Source organism: Pseudomonas sp. Y5-11 (genome assembly GCF_022368695.1).
Classification (GTDB): Bacteria; Pseudomonadota; Gammaproteobacteria; order Pseudomonadales; family Pseudomonadaceae; genus Aquipseudomonas; species Aquipseudomonas parakoreensis.
This window is the reverse complement of the sequence record NZ_CP058974.1, coordinates 4,468,360-4,484,725: the sequence shown is the minus strand read 5'-3', so window position 1 is coordinate 4,484,725 and position 16,366 is coordinate 4,468,360. Positions and strand designations below refer to the sequence as shown.

At 60.2% G+C, this 16,366-nt stretch carries 18 protein-coding genes; 8 read left to right on the top strand and 10 right to left on the bottom strand.

Features of this window, described 5'->3' with window-relative positions:
• Positions 1–7: 7 nt before the first annotated feature.
• The 4 genes from HXW87_RS19610 to HXW87_RS19595 all read right to left on the bottom strand — a co-directional run bounded on the left by HXW87_RS19610 (position 8) and on the right by HXW87_RS19595 (position 3,181).
• Complete coding sequence (locus HXW87_RS19610) at positions 8–280, bottom strand: hypothetical protein (protein WP_047294946.1); 273 nt, start codon at positions 278–280, stop codon at positions 8–10.
• Between the two features lie 279 nt (positions 281–559).
• The gene (locus HXW87_RS19605) at positions 560–1,240 is read right to left on the bottom strand and encodes an SOS response-associated peptidase family protein (protein WP_239777538.1); all 681 of its coding nucleotides are present in this window, start codon (positions 1,238–1,240) and stop codon (positions 560–562) included.
• 48 nt (positions 1,241–1,288) lie between these two features.
• Positions 1,289–2,134 carry an ABC transporter permease gene (locus HXW87_RS19600; protein ID WP_131670201.1) on the bottom strand — a complete coding sequence of 282 codons (846 nt, stop codon included), beginning with the start codon at positions 2,132–2,134 and terminating at the stop codon, positions 1,289–1,291.
• Positions 2,135–2,194: 60 nt separating this feature from the next.
• Positions 2,195–3,181 (bottom strand): aliphatic sulfonate ABC transporter substrate-binding protein, encoded by a 987-nt coding sequence (locus tag HXW87_RS19595; protein WP_239777537.1) that lies wholly within the window; start codon positions 3,179–3,181, stop codon positions 2,195–2,197.
• Between the two features lie 292 nt (positions 3,182–3,473).
• Between HXW87_RS19595 and HXW87_RS19590 the strand changes: the two genes are divergently transcribed.
• The 3 genes from HXW87_RS19590 to HXW87_RS19580 all read left to right on the top strand — a co-directional run bounded on the left by HXW87_RS19590 (position 3,474) and on the right by HXW87_RS19580 (position 5,804).
• Positions 3,474–4,421, top strand: coding sequence for an ABC transporter substrate-binding protein (locus HXW87_RS19590; RefSeq protein ID WP_239777536.1), 948 nt, complete (start codon positions 3,474–3,476; stop codon positions 4,419–4,421).
• A gap of 131 nt (positions 4,422–4,552) precedes the next feature.
• On the top strand, positions 4,553–5,452 hold the full coding sequence (locus HXW87_RS19585) for a polysaccharide deacetylase family protein (protein WP_239777535.1): 900 nt from the start codon (positions 4,553–4,555) through the stop codon (positions 5,450–5,452).
• A gap of 109 nt (positions 5,453–5,561) precedes the next feature.
• Complete coding sequence (locus tag HXW87_RS19580; RefSeq protein ID WP_041062828.1) at positions 5,562–5,804, top strand: DUF1652 domain-containing protein; 243 nt, start codon at positions 5,562–5,564, stop codon at positions 5,802–5,804.
• A gap of 4 nt (positions 5,805–5,808) precedes the next feature.
• On the opposite strand, the gene HXW87_RS19575 is transcribed toward HXW87_RS19580, so the two are convergent.
• Positions 5,809–6,171: an NUDIX hydrolase gene (locus HXW87_RS19575; RefSeq protein WP_182401609.1), complete on the bottom strand. Its 363-nt coding sequence runs from the start codon at positions 6,169–6,171 to the stop codon at positions 5,809–5,811.
• Between the two features lie 222 nt (positions 6,172–6,393).
• Between HXW87_RS19575 and HXW87_RS19570 the strand changes: the two genes are divergently transcribed.
• Positions 6,394–6,591 carry a hypothetical protein gene (locus HXW87_RS19570; protein ID WP_041062822.1) on the top strand — a complete coding sequence of 66 codons (198 nt, stop codon included), beginning with the start codon at positions 6,394–6,396 and terminating at the stop codon, positions 6,589–6,591.
• 58 nt (positions 6,592–6,649) lie between these two features.
• On the opposite strand, the gene HXW87_RS19565 is transcribed toward HXW87_RS19570, so the two are convergent.
• Positions 6,650–6,889 carry a hypothetical protein gene (locus HXW87_RS19565; RefSeq protein ID WP_041062819.1) on the bottom strand — a complete coding sequence of 80 codons (240 nt, stop codon included), beginning with the start codon at positions 6,887–6,889 and terminating at the stop codon, positions 6,650–6,652.
• A gap of 187 nt (positions 6,890–7,076) precedes the next feature.
• Here HXW87_RS19565 and HXW87_RS19560 point away from each other — a divergent pair, with 187 nt between their 5' ends.
• Positions 7,077–7,412: a hypothetical protein gene (locus HXW87_RS19560; protein WP_041062809.1), complete on the top strand. Its 336-nt coding sequence runs from the start codon at positions 7,077–7,079 to the stop codon at positions 7,410–7,412.
• A gap of 187 nt (positions 7,413–7,599) precedes the next feature.
• The gene (locus HXW87_RS19555) at positions 7,600–8,205 is read left to right on the top strand and encodes a DUF6338 family protein (RefSeq protein ID WP_047294932.1); all 606 of its coding nucleotides are present in this window, start codon (positions 7,600–7,602) and stop codon (positions 8,203–8,205) included.
• A 186-nt stretch (positions 8,206–8,391) separates the two neighbouring features.
• Here HXW87_RS19555 and HXW87_RS19550 read toward each other — a convergent pair whose 3' ends face one another.
• A complete protein-coding gene (locus HXW87_RS19550) occupies positions 8,392–9,276 on the bottom strand; it encodes a LysR substrate-binding domain-containing protein (RefSeq protein ID WP_182401605.1) in 885 nt (294 codons plus the stop codon).
• A 159-nt stretch (positions 9,277–9,435) separates the two neighbouring features.
• Here HXW87_RS19550 and HXW87_RS19545 point away from each other — a divergent pair, with 159 nt between their 5' ends.
• Entirely contained in the window at positions 9,436–12,462 is a 3,027-nt protein-coding gene (locus tag HXW87_RS19545; RefSeq protein WP_239779176.1) for an FAD-binding and (Fe-S)-binding domain-containing protein, read from the top strand.
• Here HXW87_RS19545 and HXW87_RS19540 read toward each other — a convergent pair.
• Both HXW87_RS19540 and HXW87_RS19535 read right to left on the bottom strand, forming a co-directional pair.
• Positions 12,395–13,084 carry a paraquat-inducible protein A gene (locus HXW87_RS19540; protein WP_239777534.1) on the bottom strand — a complete coding sequence of 230 codons (690 nt, stop codon included), beginning with the start codon at positions 13,082–13,084 and terminating at the stop codon, positions 12,395–12,397. The two genes, HXW87_RS19545 and HXW87_RS19540, sit on opposite strands and share 68 nt — an antisense overlap.
• Positions 13,081–13,677, bottom strand: coding sequence for a paraquat-inducible protein A (locus HXW87_RS19535; RefSeq protein ID WP_041062800.1), 597 nt, complete (start codon positions 13,675–13,677; stop codon positions 13,081–13,083). The genes HXW87_RS19540 and HXW87_RS19535 overlap by 4 nt, the downstream gene beginning before the upstream one ends.
• 180 nt (positions 13,678–13,857) lie before the next feature.
• Between HXW87_RS19535 and HXW87_RS19530 the strand changes: the two genes are divergently transcribed.
• Positions 13,858–15,027: a DUF1624 domain-containing protein gene (locus HXW87_RS19530; protein ID WP_239777533.1), complete on the top strand. Its 1,170-nt coding sequence runs from the start codon at positions 13,858–13,860 to the stop codon at positions 15,025–15,027.
• 150 nt (positions 15,028–15,177) lie between these two features.
• Here the strand turns inward: HXW87_RS19530 and HXW87_RS19525 are convergent.
• A partial coding sequence (locus HXW87_RS19525) for an aldehyde dehydrogenase family protein (RefSeq protein WP_239777532.1) occupies positions 15,178–16,366 on the bottom strand: 1,189 nt, incomplete at its 5' end.

Sequence of the window (16,366 nt, the reverse complement as noted above, 5' to 3'; positions counted from 1 at the left end):
TGTTGTTTCACAGGTCTTCCAGGTGCGGGAAGTCCGGATGTGAAGCCCGATAGCCCAGCGTCTTGTCGATCCACGCATTGAGCTCATTGACCATCACCGGTGGGTGGCCGGGATAGCCTTCGAGCGTGGTGCGCAGAATACGTTCGATGTCCGGCACTGAACGCAGGTTTCGGGTCTTGATGTAGTGGCCGATAAAACAGTCGAGTTGAAAGCGTTCTGTCATGGACAGATAAATACACTCCAGGCCGTTGGCCTGTTTGATTGCAAAATCGTCGCGCAACTTAGTTCTCTGCAAGGCTTGGTAAAAGTTGTAGGGGATTCCTGGTTTGTTGACTCTTTGGTCAACTGGTATGCCAATTGGAAATGCGGCGCGCATGCTATCCGTAGTGCATCTAAATGTATGTATGACGGTTGAAATGTCAGACAAGCGGTTAAATCGCTCAAACGACTGTTTTTTTTGAGGCTGTTTCAGCGATGAAACACCAGCTGTAAAGATCGAGTGTCACCTGTAATCACCTGTAGGAGCTGCCACAGGGTAAACGCGTGAGATCACGGATCTTTAAGCCACTTCTTCAATCAGCCCGGCGCCCTGATTGCGCGAATTGCCGACCGCTTTGCCGACTTTGTGCCAGGCAAAGGCCTCGCTGGCTTCACCTTCGAACAGCAGCATCTGTTCGGCACGTTCCGCCGGTGTTGCCGGGTCGAGCCACTCGGCAGCCAGCTCCGCGCGGAACACCACTGGTCGGCGATCATGGATATCGAGCAGGCCGCCGACACTGTCGGCGGTGATGATCACGAAACCATCGTCGTCCCGGGCGTCGTTGCCGGGTGTCGGAAACTGGCCGATGGCCGCACAGAACACCGGCCCGTGATCGGCACGCCGGATCAGCCACGGCTGTCGGGTATTATCCGGGCCGTCGACCCATTCGAACCAGTTGTCGACCGGCACGATCAACCGATGACGCCAGATCGCCCGGAAGAAGGGGCCATGGGCGACTTTTTCTACGCGGGCGTTGATCGGCGCCGCGCGGTCCCTGGCCCAGTGCGGACGCCAGCCCCAGCGCAGGTTGTCGGCATACAGGCGTTGATCATATTGATGAAGAATGGCAAGAGACGTGGTCGGCGCCGCGTTGTAGTGTTCCAGCGCGGCGTCGCCGACGTGATTGATCAGCGCATCGGGAATGCTCAGCACCGCGACAAAGTCGTGAATGCCACGGTACTGCGAGAGTCTTCCGCACATGCGCTGAATCTCCGGTTGCACGCTTTCAGCTTAGTTGGCTCTGGCCAATCAATCCTGCGCCGCCTGACCGGTGAACGTGTCGCGCCAGACCAGCCAGCGACGCTCCAGCAGCGCGAGCACACCATCGCTGAGTTTGCCAAGCACGGCGAGCACGATGATCGCTGCCAGCACGATGTCCGGTCGCGAGGTCTCGCGGCCGTCGCTGAGCAGATAACCGAGGCCTTTGGTCGCGGCGATCAGCTCGGCGGCCACCAGAAACATCCACGCCAGACTCATGCCGCTGCGCAGCCCGGTGAACAGGCCGGGCAGGGCGGCCGGCAACAGAATCCGCCGTACCAGTTGCAGGCGGCTGAAGCCATAGATGCGCCCGACCTCGACCAGTTTGCGATCGATGTTGCGAATCGCCGCGACCACGTTGACGTACACCGGAAAGAACGCGCCGATGGCGATCAACACGATTTTCGAGGTTTCAGCGATGCCCAGCCACAGCAGCAACAGCGGCACCCAGGCCAGACTCGGAATCGAACGCAGCGCGGCGAACGTCGGTTCCAGATACGCCTCGGCCTCACGACTGAGGCCGACCCAGGCGGCGAACACCAGTGCCAGGCTGGCGCCAATTGCAAACCCGAGCAACACGCGGATCAGGCTGGCGCCGATGTGTCTCCACAGCGCGCCTTCGGCTAGGTCGGTGAGGGTCAGGGCGATCTCGCTGGGGGCCGGCATTTGGTAGGACGGCAGCCAGCCGAGACGCACGATGAACTCCAGGACGACTACGATCAGCAGCGGCAGGGCCAGACCTTTCAGGCGCCGTCGCCATGTCGGGTTGAGGGATGACGCTCGCGGCCTCGACAAGCGCCGAGGAGGAGCGGGCAGTTCGTTACTGCGAGTGGTCATACGTGGGCTCCGCTCACAGCGAATCCGCAGCGGACGCGGATGGGCTGTGAGTCTGGTCGGTTACTGGCGGGCGACGGCTTGCTGCACACCACTGTCGAGCAACTGATCGATGACTTGATCGACATTCACCCCGCGCCGCACCAGTTCCTCGGACACCAGAATCGGTGCCGCCGCCTTGGACGCCTGCACGTCGTTGGCGGTCAGTTGCGGGCTGCTCAAGTCGGTGCGCGACAACTGCAGTTTGGCCACGTCCAGCGGCAGGCCGGATTCCTTGGCGAGCAGGGCGGCGAACTCGTCGGGATTTTGCAGCGCCCATTGTCGCGCCTGCTCGTAGGCTTTGATCACCGTGTCGATGGTATGCGGATGCTCCTTGGCGTACTGCTCGGTGACGCTGACCACGCCATAACTGTTGAACGCCGGGTTGCGGTACAGCAGACGCGAACCGGCCTGCACCTGACTGGCGGCCATGTGCGGATCGAGTCCGGCCCAGGCGTCCACATCGCCTTTTTCCAGCGCGGTGCGACCATCCGGATGTTGCAGGTGCACCAGTTCCACGTCGTCTTTTTTCAGCCCGGCCTGTTGCAGGCTGCGCAGGGTGAACAGGTAAGGATCGGTGCCCTTGGTGGCGGCGATTTTCTTGCCTTTGAGGTCGGCGACGCTCTGGTACGGCGAATCCTTGCGCACCACCAGCGCAGTCCATTCGGCGCGGCTGTAGACGTACACCGATTTGATCGGGCTGCCGTTGGCGCGGCTCAGCACTGCAGCAAGGCTGGCGCTGGAGGCGAAATCGACGCCGCCGCTATTCAGATACTCCAGCGAACGGTTACTGCCCTGGCTGAGCACCCAACTGACTTTGGTCTGCGGCAGGGCTTTTTCGAGGAAGCCGAAATGTTTGAGCACCAGGCTGACCGGTGAGTAGTAGGCGTAGTCCAGATGAACTTCGGCGGGCGCCGTTTCGGTGGCGTGAGCCAGCGGCTGCAGGCTTAGCGCCATGGCGCTGGCAACCAGCAGCGTTTTGAGGCGGAAAAACGGGAAGAAGGATGTCATGGCGGCGCTCCGGCAAAGGCACTGTTTTTATGTCCAAAAATATATTTTTAGTGGCTGCTTCCTGCATGAATGGAATATTGCAGGCTCTGTGCCATGTGCGTATCAGCCCATGTTTACGGGGTTTTCGCCGGGTTTGACGGCTTTCAACTGTTGCTGGGACAACACGCTGGTATCGCACTGTTGCGCAGCGAACAGTGAGCATTCGGTGTGCTGAGCTTATGCATTAATCGAATTTAAGAAGCGCCGATCAAGAGCGTTATCGTCTATGCAAAATCCCATTGCAGGACCCGCCATGAAGCTCTCCAAATTCTTGCGTATCACACTGATTGCTGGACTGTTCAGCGCACCGCTTTCCTACGCCGCCGAGTCGTTGGTCCTGCACGTCGGTGATCAGAACTACTACAACATCCGCGCCTCCATCGAGGCCTCCGGCGTGTTGAAAGACGCGCCGTACAGCGTCGACTGGAAACATTTCCAGGCCGCTGCACCACTGGCCGAGGCGTTGCAGACCGGCTCGCTGGATCTGGGCTTTCTCGGTGATTCGGGTTTTCTGTTTCTCGCTGCCAAACAGGCGCCGGTGAAGCTGATCGGGGTATCGCGGCAGAACCCGGACACCATCGCCTTGCTGGTGCCGAAAGATTCGCCGGTAAAAACCATTGCTGATCTGAAGGGTAAAAAAGTCGCCTACTGGCCCGGCGCCTGGAGCCAGCAGCTGACCTTGCGCGCTCTGGAGCAGGGCGGTCTGCCGGAAAATTACGTCGACTTCGTCAAGCTGATGCCGATTGATGCGGCGGCGGCATTGCCACAGGGCAGCATCGACGCGTTCCCGGTGTGGGAACCGTACATCTCCCAGCAAATCGTGTTCTCCGGTGCGCGGCCGATTCTCACCGCGAAAAACCTGATGCCGGGCCTCAGCGCGATTGCCGTGTCGGCGCCGTCGATCGATAGCAAACGTGCCGCGATTGCCGATTTTCTCGGGCGTTTGAAACGGGCGCGGGCCTGGGTCGACAGCCACACCGATGAATATGCGGATCTGTGGGCGAAGAAGGCCAATCTCGATCAGCAGGTGTCGCGGCACTGGTTGCGCCAGGCGCACATGAGCGTCGGGCCGGTGGATCGACAGGCCGCCGCCGACCTGCAAAGCACCGCCGACTTCCTGTTCAAGGTCAAGGCCTTGCCGGCACCGCTGGCCACTGCCGGGATCATCGACACCTCGTTTGAACAGGCATTGGCGGACTGAGCGAGCGCTGGAACCAAAGCCTGTGTACCCTATCCAACGCTGGCTCGAATAGCCGGGCACAGGGATGGATCAGGGCGAGGGAGTTTTGCCGGACGACAACAGGACCGCAACGGTCAGGCGCAAGGCAAAACATGAAATACGCGTTCAATCTTCTCTGTGCAGCGGCCATCGCGTTCGGGCTGGCCGGCTGCATTGCCGCGCCGATCGAGATGACCGCGCAGACCGAAACCCGGCTCAAGGCCCAGGCGCCGGTACGGTTTCTGCTGACGTTCGATGACGGCCCCAGCGCTTCAAGCTTGTGGAACCCGTCGGCGACGGTGCTCGACAGCCTCAAGGACAACCCGGTGCAACCGGAAATCAAAGCGGTGTTCTTCGTCCAGACCCGCGCGCCCCGCGCCGGCAACAGTGAGATTGGTCGCGGCATTATGCGACGCGAATACGCCGAAGGGCACATCCTCGGATTCCACACCGCCACCCATTGGCACACCAACCATCGCTCGCTTGATCCGCAAGAGCTGGAGCAGTCGCTGAGCAACGGCACCGCGGATATCGCCGCGATCACCGGCGCTGCGCCGATCTTGCTGCGTCCGCCCTTCTGGAATTACGACAAGCGCACCTTCGCTGCCTATCAGCAACACGGACTGCATGTGTTGCTGACCGATTTGAGCGCCAACGACGGCAAGATCTGGGGCTTCAACGCCAGCCCCCGACGTCGGGCGAATATGCTGCGCCAGCTATCGGAGGTCCGCGAGCGCATTGCCCGCGGCGAATTACCAACCGTGGACGGCGTCATTCCGGTGGTGGTGACCTTTCATGATCTCAACCGTTACACCGCGCGACATACTCGCGAATACCTGCAGATCCTCCTCGACAGCGCCGCTGCCACGGGCGTAAGGCTGGCGGACAAAGCGTTCTACGATGATCACGCGGCGCTGCAGAAAGCGGCGCTGGCGCGAACGGTTCAGCAAAGTTCGCAGCCGGTGCAGTTGCCGGGCATCTGGAACTGGATCTGGGACCACGACGCGCACTGAGGCGGGGTCAAATATGTGAGCGGGTTGGCAATTGCCGGGGCGGCAGGTTGCTGGCGGCTCATCTATGCTCATCGGGTCGACCGACTCAACGCCTGTGAGGCGTGTACCCATGTTAGCCATTGCCGACATCTGCCGGATTGTCGAGTCCGGCTTTCCGTCGCTTGAATGCGAATGCACACAAGTAGAGCAGGGACTGCTGCGGATCAAGGTTTATGAGCCTGACTCCGGGCGAGTCGAGTTGTTGCTCAATGGGGTTTCGCCGGAACATCTGGTGACAATCCGCGATCTTTCCAACTTCATCGGCGAATTGCGCACGGAAATCAGCGCCGGGCGCCGGGCGTTTGCCGGTTGAAACCTCACAAGCGCCGTTGAAATGCCTGCACGATGCGCAAGGTCGCTTCGCTGGTGGGCAGGTTCTGCACGGCGTCCAGCGGATGCCAGATGCATTCGACGATTTCGTTTTGCGGGCGCAACTGTTCAAGGTCGAGCACCGAAGCCTCGTAGACATGATGCTGGGTGCTGCCGCTGTGCAGTTCCATCAGATACAACATGTGTTCGGCATCCAGTGCCGTTTCTTCCAGCAGCTCGCGCGTCGCCGCCCCGGCTCTGGTTTCCCCAGGCTCGACTTTGCCGCCGGGCAATGTCCAGCGACAGCGGGGTTTGCGGACCAGGAGAACGTGGCGATCCTGCTCGCAAATGACGGTTGCGCGTACTTTCATCTGTTACCTGTTTGTTGCGTGTCACATAAATGAAATAAAACTGCAATATTCGAGCCGGGCCGGGATTCAAAGGTTCCGTCAAGGTTTTGAGCGTGTGGCGAGGCGGAAAGTGCCAGAGCCTTGGCACATGACTGTCGCGATACCCGGTCGGCACATCCGTGGCAACAGGGTGTAAGGTAAAAACGCAGAGCTGAAACCACCGTCAGCAAAAAGGAGGTACCCATGAGCATTCCTGTTCTGAACAAAATGCACATGAACGGCTACGACGTACTCAGCGTGAACAACGGTCCATGGCGGGTTTGTACCCAAGGCGACCGGCTGGCATCGTTTGGTAGCAGAGAGGAAGCGCTGGCCTATGCCGCTGCGTTGCCGGGTTACAGACAACGCTCGGCGCGAGCGCGAAGTCACACTGCAAATTGAAGCAGATGTAACGAAAGAGCCCCGGTGATGACCGGGGCTTTTGTCGAGGGCAGGGGGATCAGTGGACCTTGATCCGGCTGATGGAGCGCGTTTTCACTTCCTTGGCATAGGACTGCAAGCGTTCTTCATCACTTTGCAGCACCTCGCAAGACCTCAGCACCGCTTGGGCATCCGCTTCGTTGCCGCTCTTGCGCAGCTGTTCGGCGATACGCTTGAGGTCGACTGCCGACCATCTCAGATCCGATGCAACGGCTTGCAGGTCGCGTTGAAGTTCGTGTTCGTATTCATTGAGCCGCATGATCACCTCCGGAACATTCTCGGTAAAACAGAGTAGCCGCATTTTTCAGCGATGATGCGCAGCTCGTCTGCCATCGGGCTGGATGCATGTAAATATTTGTCCAATCCCCCTTGTGGGCGAGGCGTCGCGCTGGATGTACATCCGGTTACACGTTACATTCGCTTTTTTTTCAAAACAGGGAAACACCATGCGGATATGGATCGGGAGTCTGGCGTTGGCATTGCTGGCGGGTTGCTCATTGCCAGCATCGCTGGTTCCGGGCGAGCCGAATCTCAGCAAGACCACCACCAAGGCGCCTAAAGACTATGCCGCGTGCTTGTTGCCGTTGTGGCAGCAGGACATTCCGAAAACCACACAGACCGCGATTTCCAATGGTTACCGGATCACGGCACCGAGCATCGTCACCGCCGACGAGATTCTTGACATCATCAAGTACAAGGACGGCAGCCGGGTTTCCCTGTATCAGGGACCGCCCTGGGCCAAGTCCGGGTCATTGCGCAAATCGGTGCGTGACTGCCTGTAAAACACGGCCTCAGCTGCAAAAAACGCCGCCAGAAAAGCAGAAACCGGAGCAACGGTTTCTGCTTTTTTGCTTTGTGAATTTGCGAAACGCGTTGTGACAGATCGGCACGAGGCATTTGCCAGTGTGCGCTAGGCTTTTGAGTGCCGCCCGGTAACCAGTGGGCATGCCTTTCAAGGAGCCACGGATCATGGATGATCTGGTCAAAGAAGTTATTCCGTTGTTGCAGTATCTGATTCCCGGATTTGTCTCGACCTGGATTTTCTACACGCTCACTTCATTCAAACGGCCTGATACGTTTGGGCAGATTGTGCAGGCGTTGATTTTTACGTTTGTGATTCATGGGGTGGTGTTGGGGATCGGCGCTATTGGGCTATGGATAGGCTCGAAAGGCTTTTCTGTAGGGAAATGGGATGGCAAAGCCCAAGCTTTGTGGGCGTTTATGGTTTCAATGGGGCTCGGCTTGTTGTCGTGTGCTTTGGCTTCGAATGACAAATTGCACAAATGGTTACGAAGTAAAAATGTAACGAATAAAAACTCTTATCCGAGCGAGTGGTACAGCACCTTTGCGCGTCACAATAGGCTGGTAACGCTGCATTTGACCGATGAAAGGCGATTGTTCGGCTGGCCCGTCGAGTGGCCTTCCGGCCCATTGGAGGGGCAGTTCATCATGCTGAATCCAGGCTGGCTGGGTGAGGATGGCGTGGCGTTGCCTTTTGGCGCCGAATTATTAGTGATAGATTCCTCGAAAGTTCAGTGGGTCGAATTCAGTGCTGTCGAAGAGGTTTCATCATGAGCGCAAAAGAGCCTACTCCCATGCCGCCTGGCGTCAGGCGCCTCTTTTATGGCCCGGACGGCAAGCTGCTGGCCAAGCCCCTCGTCAAAGGGCCGAGTGCGCCGCCACCGCTAAAACGCCAGTACCGGGATTGACCAAGCGCCGCTCATTGAGCGGCGTTTCGTTATGTTTGGTATTAATTTCCGGTCAGAGCGTATCCACCAACCAGTCCCTGAACGCTTTCAGTGACGGTAACGCCTCATTGCGCGGCGGATACACCAGGTAATAGCTGCGCCGGCTGGTGATCGGCTCCCCCAATTGCAGCAGCTCGCCGTTGAGCAATTCATCCTCCACCAGAATCCGTGGCACCAGCCCCACGCCGATATTCGCCCGTACCGCCTGAATCAAGTGCGAGGTCATTTCAAAGCTCGGGCCGATGCGCATGCTGCGGTGTGGCAAACCATGATGGGTGAACCATTCCGCCCACGCCTGGGCATTGCTGCTGACATTGAGCAGCAACTGCCCGGCGATGTGTTGTTCGGCGTCGTCGCGTTCGGCCGGCGACAACTGCGCGCTGGCGATCACCACCAGTTCCTCAGTGTGCAGTGCCAGGGCGCTGAGCCCCGGCCATTCACCGCCGCCGACACAGATCGCGGCGTCGATTTCGCTGGTGTCGAAGTCGATTGCTTCAATGCGCGAATGCAAGTGCACGGTCATGCCCGGGTGCGCGGTGTAGAAGTCCTTGAGTCGCGGCAGCAGCCATTTCGAGCCGAAGGTCGGCAGCGTCGCCAGACGCAAACTGTGAATGCCCGAACCGAACGCCATGGCCTGCAATGTCGCGCTGCGGATCTGCCCGAGGGCTTCAGCGAGTTCGCGCTGATACATGCGCCCGACATCGGTGAGCACCACTTGTCGGCCTTCGCGGCTGAACAGGCGCATGCCGAGCATCTTTTCCAGAATCTGCACCTGACGGCTGACCGCGCTTTGCGTCAGCGACAGTTCGTGGGCGGCGCGGGTGTAGCTTTCATGGCGTGCAGCGGCCTCGAAGGCCAGCAATAACGACATGGAAGGGGTGAGGGTTCGCGGATTCATTCGTTTTAGTCATGGATTACGGGTCGATTTTACGTTTGTCCCGAAGGCACCAAGCAATGAACATAAGCACCATGAGATGGCGGGAGCGTGACGTAATCATTCATTGCGCACAACTGTTCACCGCCACACGGCCCGATTTTGACCGAGATTTCCCGACCGATGATTGCCCAGCTGTCGCCCGCCGCCGCATTGACCACGGATTACCAACAGTTCCTCAAAGCCCTGAAAGCCAGTGGCTTTCGTGGTGAGATCAGTGCCGATTACGCCAGCCGCGTAGTGCTTGCCACCGACAATTCGATCTATCAGCGCCTGCCGCAAGCGGCGGTGTTTCCGATGGATGCCGAGGATGTGGCGCGGGTCGCGCGACTGATCGCCGAACCGGCTTATCAGCAAGTGGTGATCACCCCGCGCGGCGGTGGCACTGGCACCAACGGTCAGTCGCTGACCGATGGCATCGTCGTCGACCTGTCGCGGCACATGAACCGCATCTTGGAAATCAACGTCGAGCAGCGCTGGGTGCGGGTGCAGGCCGGGGTGGTCAAGGATCAGCTCAACGCCGCACTGAAATCCGCCGGGCTGTTTTTCGCCCCGGAGCTGTCGACCTCCAACCGCGCCACTGTCGGTGGCATGATCAACACCGACGCCAGCGGCCAGGGCAGTTGCACCTACGGCAAGACCCGCGACCACGTGCTGGAACTCGACATGATTCTGCGCGGCGGTGAACGCCTGCACGGTGCAGCGCTGGCGGAAGGCGACCTGACAGCGTTGTGTGCCCGTCAAGACCGGGTCGGTGAAGTCTATCGCTGTGCGCGGCAGATCATTGATGAGCAAGGCGAGTTGATCAAGCAACGCTTCCCTGATCTCAACCGCTGCCTGACCGGCTACGACCTGGCGCACCTGCGCGAGGCCGACAATCGTTTCAACCTCAACAGCGTGCTGTGCGGCGCCGAAGGCTCGCTGGGGTTTGTGGTCGAGGCGAAGCTCAACGTTCTGCCGATCCCCAAACACACGATGCTGGTGAACATTCGCTACGCCGGCTTCATGGATGCGTTGCGCGATGCCCGGGCGCTGATGGCGCTCAAGCCGCTGTCGATTGAAACCGTGGATTCCAAAGTGCTGCTGCTGGCGATGCAGGACATCGTCTGGCACGGCGTCGCCGAATATTTCCCGGAAAGCGCCGAGCGGCCGACACTGGGGATCAACCTGGTGGAGTTCTGCGGCGACGATCCTGAAGACCTGCAACGCCGGGTCGAAGCCTTCCTCGAACACTTGAGCAGCGACACCACCGTCGAACGCCTCGGCCATACCCTGGCGGTCGGCCAAGCGGCGGTGAACAAGGTCTATGGCATGCGCAAGCGCGCCGTCGGCCTGCTCGGCAACGTTGCCGGCGAAGCGCGGCCGCAGCCGTTTGTCGAGGACACCGCAGTGCCACCGCAACACTTGGCCGAATACATCGCTGAACTGCGCGAACTGCTCGACAGCCACGGTTTGCAGTACGGCATGTTCGGCCATGTCGATGCCGGTGTGCTGCATGTGCGGCCGATTCTCGACATGAAGGATCCACAGCAAGCGGCGTTGGTGCGTCCGGTGTCCGACGGTGTCGCTGCGCTGACCCAGCGCTACGGCGGCCTGTTGTGGGGTGAGCACGGCAAAGGCCTGCGCTCGGAATACGCGCCGGCATTTTTCGGTGAGCTGTACCCGGCGTTGCAGGCACTCAAAGCCGCGTTCGACCCGTTCAACCAGTTCAACCCGGGCAAGATCGCCACGCCGGCCAACACCCACGCGCAGCTGTTGAAGATCGACGAAGTGACCCTGCGCGGCGAACTCGACCGGCAGATCGATGAAAAGGTCTGGCAAAGCTACGGCGCGGCCCTGCATTGCAACGGCAATGGCGCTTGCTACAACTTCGATCCCGACGACGCCATGTGCCCGTCGTGGAAGGCTACCCGCGAGCGTGCGCAATCGCCCAAGGGCCGCGCATCGTTGATCCGCGAATGGCTGCGCTTGCAGGGCGAGGCGGGGGTGGATGTGCTGTCCGATGCGATTCGTCGTCCGGCGTTTTTCCGCAACCTGTGGACCCGTTGGCGCAACAGCCGTGGGCAGAGTGCAGACTTTTCCCATGAAGTGTATGACGCCATGGCCGGCTGCCTGGCGTGCAAATCCTGCGCGGGGCAGTGCCCGGTCAAGGTCAATGTGCCGGAGTTTCGTTCGCGGTTTCTGGAGCTGTATCACAGCCGTTATCTGCGCCCGGCGCGGGATTATCTGATTGCTTCGCTGGAGTACAGCATTCCATACATGGCGCGGATTCCGGCGCTGTACAACGGTTTGATGGGCGCTGCGTTCGTGCGCCAACAGTTGGAGCGCCTTGGTGGCATGGTTGATGTGCCGTTGCTCAGCCGCTTTGATTTTCACGCTGCGCTGCGTCGCTGGAAGGTGCAGCCAGCGACGGTCTCGACACTGTCGGCGCTGACCCCGGCCCAGCGCGAGCGCAGTGTGGTGTTGGTGCAGGATGCCTTCACTCGTTACTTCGAGGCGCCGCTGCTGGCGGATCTGCTGGAACTGATTTCGCGGCTGGGCTATCAGGTGTATCTGGCGCCGTTCAGTGCCAACGGCAAGCCGCTGCATGTGCAGGGCTTCCTGTCGGCGTTCAACCGTGCAGCATTGCGCAATGCCCGACAACTGCGTGAGCTGGCCGATATTGGCGTGCCGTTGTTGGGGCTGGATCCGGCCATGACGCTGGTCTATCGCCAGGAATACCAGAAAGTGCCCGGCATGCTGGAGTGCCCGGAAGTTGCACTGGTGCAGGAGTGGTTGCTCAAGGTGATGCCGGAGCAGGCTGGTGGCGACGCGCCGCAGTCATTCCGGCTGCTGGCGCACTGCACCGAGAAAACCAACGCGCCGGCCGCCACTCGCCAGTGGGAACAGGTCTTCGAACGGGCCGGGTTGAAACTGGCGACGCAGGCGACCGGTTGCTGCGGGATGTCCGGCACCTATGGCCATGAAGCGCGCAACCGTGAAACCTCGGCGGTGATCTACGAGCAATCGTGGGCGCGGCAGGTCGAGGCACCGGCGGAGCAGGGCGAAGCACTGGCCACCGGTTATTCCTGCCGCAGTCAGGTCAAGCGCCAGTCGGATCGGGCGCTGCGCCATCCGTTGCAGGTGTTGCTTGAGGTGGTACGTCGCTGAGCGGTTCGTCGTCCGGGGCGTTGTCCCAGATCAGCCGCGGGTCGAAGCTCATCGCCGAAAACATGGTGAACACCACCACCATGCCGAAAAACAGGATGCCCGGGCGTGGTTCGATATCGCCCAGCGCCTGGAACTTCACCAGCGCCGCGACCAGTGCGACCACCAGCACGTCGAGCATCGACCAGTAGCCGATCAGCTCGACGAATCGGTACAGCTTGGAGCGCTCACGGCGCGCCCAGTCGCTGTTGCGCTGCACGGTGATCAGCAGCAGCGACAGGGCGACAAACTTGATCCCCGGCACCGCGATGCTGGCGATGAAAATGATCAGCGCAATGTCCCACGCGCCACCTTCCCAGAACTCCAGCACGCCGCTCATGATCGTGCTGTCGGCACCGTTGCCGAGCATCACCGTGTTCATCACCGGCAGCAGGTTGGCCGGCACATAGAACGCCAGTGCGGCGAACAGATAGGCCCAGGTGCGCGTCAGGGAATTGGTCTTGCGCCGATGCAGCGGTGCATCGCAGCGCGGGCATTCGTGCGGTTCATCGATCATGTCGCAAGCCAGCCCGCAGCTGTGGCACAGGCACAGATTCAATTCGCTGGCGGTCGCCGGTCGCTTCATAAAATGTCCCACAGATCACGAATGTCGCGGCCGGCAATGCGGATCATCATCAGACTCAGCACCGCCAGGGCGAACAGGCCGATGCCCGGCAATACATCCAGCAGTCCGGCGAGTTTGAACACCGCCACCATCGCCCCCAGCAGACACACTTCGAGCATGCTCCACGGGCGCAGGGTTTCCAGCCAGCGCATGCACAGCTTGAATCCTGGTGCCCGCCGTGAAGACAGTGCGTAACTCAACACCCAGATCAACAGCACCAGTTGAAAGGCCGGGGCGATGATGATCGAAATCGCCGCGACCATCGCCATGAACGTGATCGGCCCCTGACTCAACGCCAGCACCGAATCCCACAGCGTCGCGCTGTTCTTCAGGCCCTTCATGCTGATGCTCATCACCGGGTAGAAGTTGGCGAACAGCCACAGCATGGCGGCGGTGAACGTCAAGGCCAACCGCTGTTCGACGGTCAAGCCGTTATAACGCTGCAGCACGCCGCCACAACGCACGCAGAGGGTTTTCTGGTGTTTGCCGAGCACGACTTTTTCATACACGCAATCGCAATGCTCGCAGATGATCAGGTGTTCGGTTGAAGTCATGGGCAACGCTCGACAGCTGGCGCAAAGGGCAGGGGGCGCCTGATCACTATAGAAGCCTGACGTGATTGGGCAAATGTCGATTGGCTTGGGAATCGACTTTTTATGTTATAGAGTAACGCGCTTTTATGTTGAGGCTCGCCGTTGCGACCCCTGATTCACTGACTCGATGGCGAAATGTCCATGACGATTACCTGTGCTCGCTCCAACCCGCCGCCGACCGGTCGCTTGCTGTCCATTGATGCCTTGAGAGGTCTGGTGATCCTGTTCATGTTGCTGGATCACGTGCGTGAGACGTTCCTGTTGCATCGCCAGGTGTCCGATCCGATGGATATCGCCAGCACTGAGCCGGCGTTGTTTTTCAGTCGCAGCCTGGCGCATCTGTGCGCACCGGTGTTCGTGTTGCTGACCGGGTTGTCTGCGTGGCTGTTCGGTGAAAAGTACGCGGGCAAGGCCGATGTCAGTGCCTTCCTGTTCAAGCGGGGGCTGTTTCTGGTGCTGCTGGAATTCACCTTGGTGAACGTCGCGTGGACGTTTCAGTTGCCGCCGAGCGTGATCTATCTGCAGGTGATCTGGGCGATTGGCCTGAGCATGATCGCACTGTCGCTGCTGGTCTGGTTGCCGCGCTGGCTGTTGCTGACGCTGAGCCTGGCGATCATTGCCGGGCATAACCTGCTTGATGGGCTGCATTTCGCGCGGGAGTCGGCACTGCATGTGCCATGGGCGATCCTGCATGATCGGGGCTGGATCGAGGTCGGGGACAGTCTGCGCTTGCGCACTTCGTATCCGCTGTTGCCGTGGATCGGCGTGATCGGTCTGGGTTATGCGCTGGGCCCGTGGTTCGCCCGCGGGGCTGATGCCTGGAGCCGTCAGCAGGGCCTGTTGCTGGGCGGTGTCGCCGGTCTGCTGGGCTTCGTCGGGCTGCGGCTGATTAACGCTTATGGCGAAAAGCCTTGGGCGGTTGAAGACACGACCGTGCAAACGCTGATGGCGTTTTTCAACATCACCAAGTACCCGCCATCGCTGCTGTTCATCACCCTGACGGTGAGCATCGGATTGCTGTTATTGCGGGTGTTCGAACGGCAGCAGACGCGCCGCTGGATTCGCTGGCTGACGGTCTTCGGTTCGGCGCCGATGTTCTTCTATCTGCTGCACCTGTACGTGCTGAAGGTGCTTTACCTGATGGCGCTGGCGCTGTTCGGACTGAATCAGGGCAGCCATTTCGGATTCGACTCGGTACCGGCTATCTGGCTGGTGTCGGTGCTGTTGGCGGTGGCACTGTACCCCGCGGTGCATTGGTTTTCCGCGTTGAAATCGCGGCGCCGTGATATCGCCTGGCTGAAGTATCTGTAAGCCCTGGGGTCATTGCGCTCGCGCAATCAACGCACGACGTAAAACCCTGTAGGAGCTGTCGAGTGAAACGAGGCTGCGATCTTTTGATTTTGATCTGGAAAATCAAAATCAAGAGATCGCAGCGTGCCGAAGCTCCTACAGGGGGCGGTGTTATTTACGATCCAGCCACACCGTCTGCGCGTTGCAGAACTCACGCACGCCGAAGTGCGAGAGCTCGCGACCGAAACCGCTTTTCTTCACGCCGCCGAAGGTCACGCGCGGGTCGCTGGCGGAGTAACCGTTGATGAACACGCCGCCGGTGTCCAGTTCGCTGGTCAGTTGCTGGGCCAGTTGCACGTTGGCGGTGTAGATCGTGGCGGTCAGGCCGAAGTCGCTGTCGTTGGCCAAAGCCACGGCGTGGGCGCAATCGCGGGCGGTGATGATCGACGCGACCGGGCCGAACAGCTCTTGTTTGAACGAGGTCATGCGGTCGGTGACATCGGCCAGCACGGTCGGCTCGTAGTAGTTGCCCGGGCCTTGGGCCTTGCCACCGCCGAGCAGCAGGGTCGCGCCTTCTTCGAGGGTGTCGCGCACTTGCTGGTCGAGTTCGTCACGCAGATCGAAACGTGCCATCGGGCCGATATAGGTGTCAGCGGACAGCGGATCGCCTACTTTCAGTTGACGCGTGGCCTCGACGAATTTGCGGGTGAATGCCTCGACCACGCCTTCTTCAATGATCAGACGCTTGGCCGCTGCGCAAACCTGACCGGAGTTCTGGTAGCGACCGATGACGGCAGCCTGTACGGCCTCATCCAGATCAGCATCATTGAGCACGATGAACGGGTCGGAACCGCCCAGTTCCAGCACGCATTTTTTCAGTGCGGCACCGGCCTGAGCGCCGATGGTCATGCCGGCGCGCACGCTACCGGTCAGGGTCACGGCGGCGATGCGCGGGTCGGCGATGGCGGTCGAAACGCCTTCGGGAGTGACGTTGATCACTTCAATCACGCCGTCCGCGAAGCCGGCGTTCTTGAAGGCATCGCGCAGCAGGTAGGCGCTGCCCATCACGTTCGGCGCATGTTTGAGCACGTAAGTATTGCCGGCGATCAGCGCCGGTACCGCGCCGCGCAGCACTTGCCAGATCGGGAAGTTCCACGGCATCACCGCGAGGATCGGGCCCAGCGGACGGTACTCGATTCGCGCTTTGCCACCCTCGACCTGAGTCGGTTCGGCGCTGAGCATGGCCGGACCGTTTTCGGCGTACCACTCGCAGAGCTTGGCGCACTTTTCGATTTCGCCACGGGCCTGGGCGATGGGCTTGCCCATTTCCTGGGTGATCATGGTTGCCATGGCTTCGGCG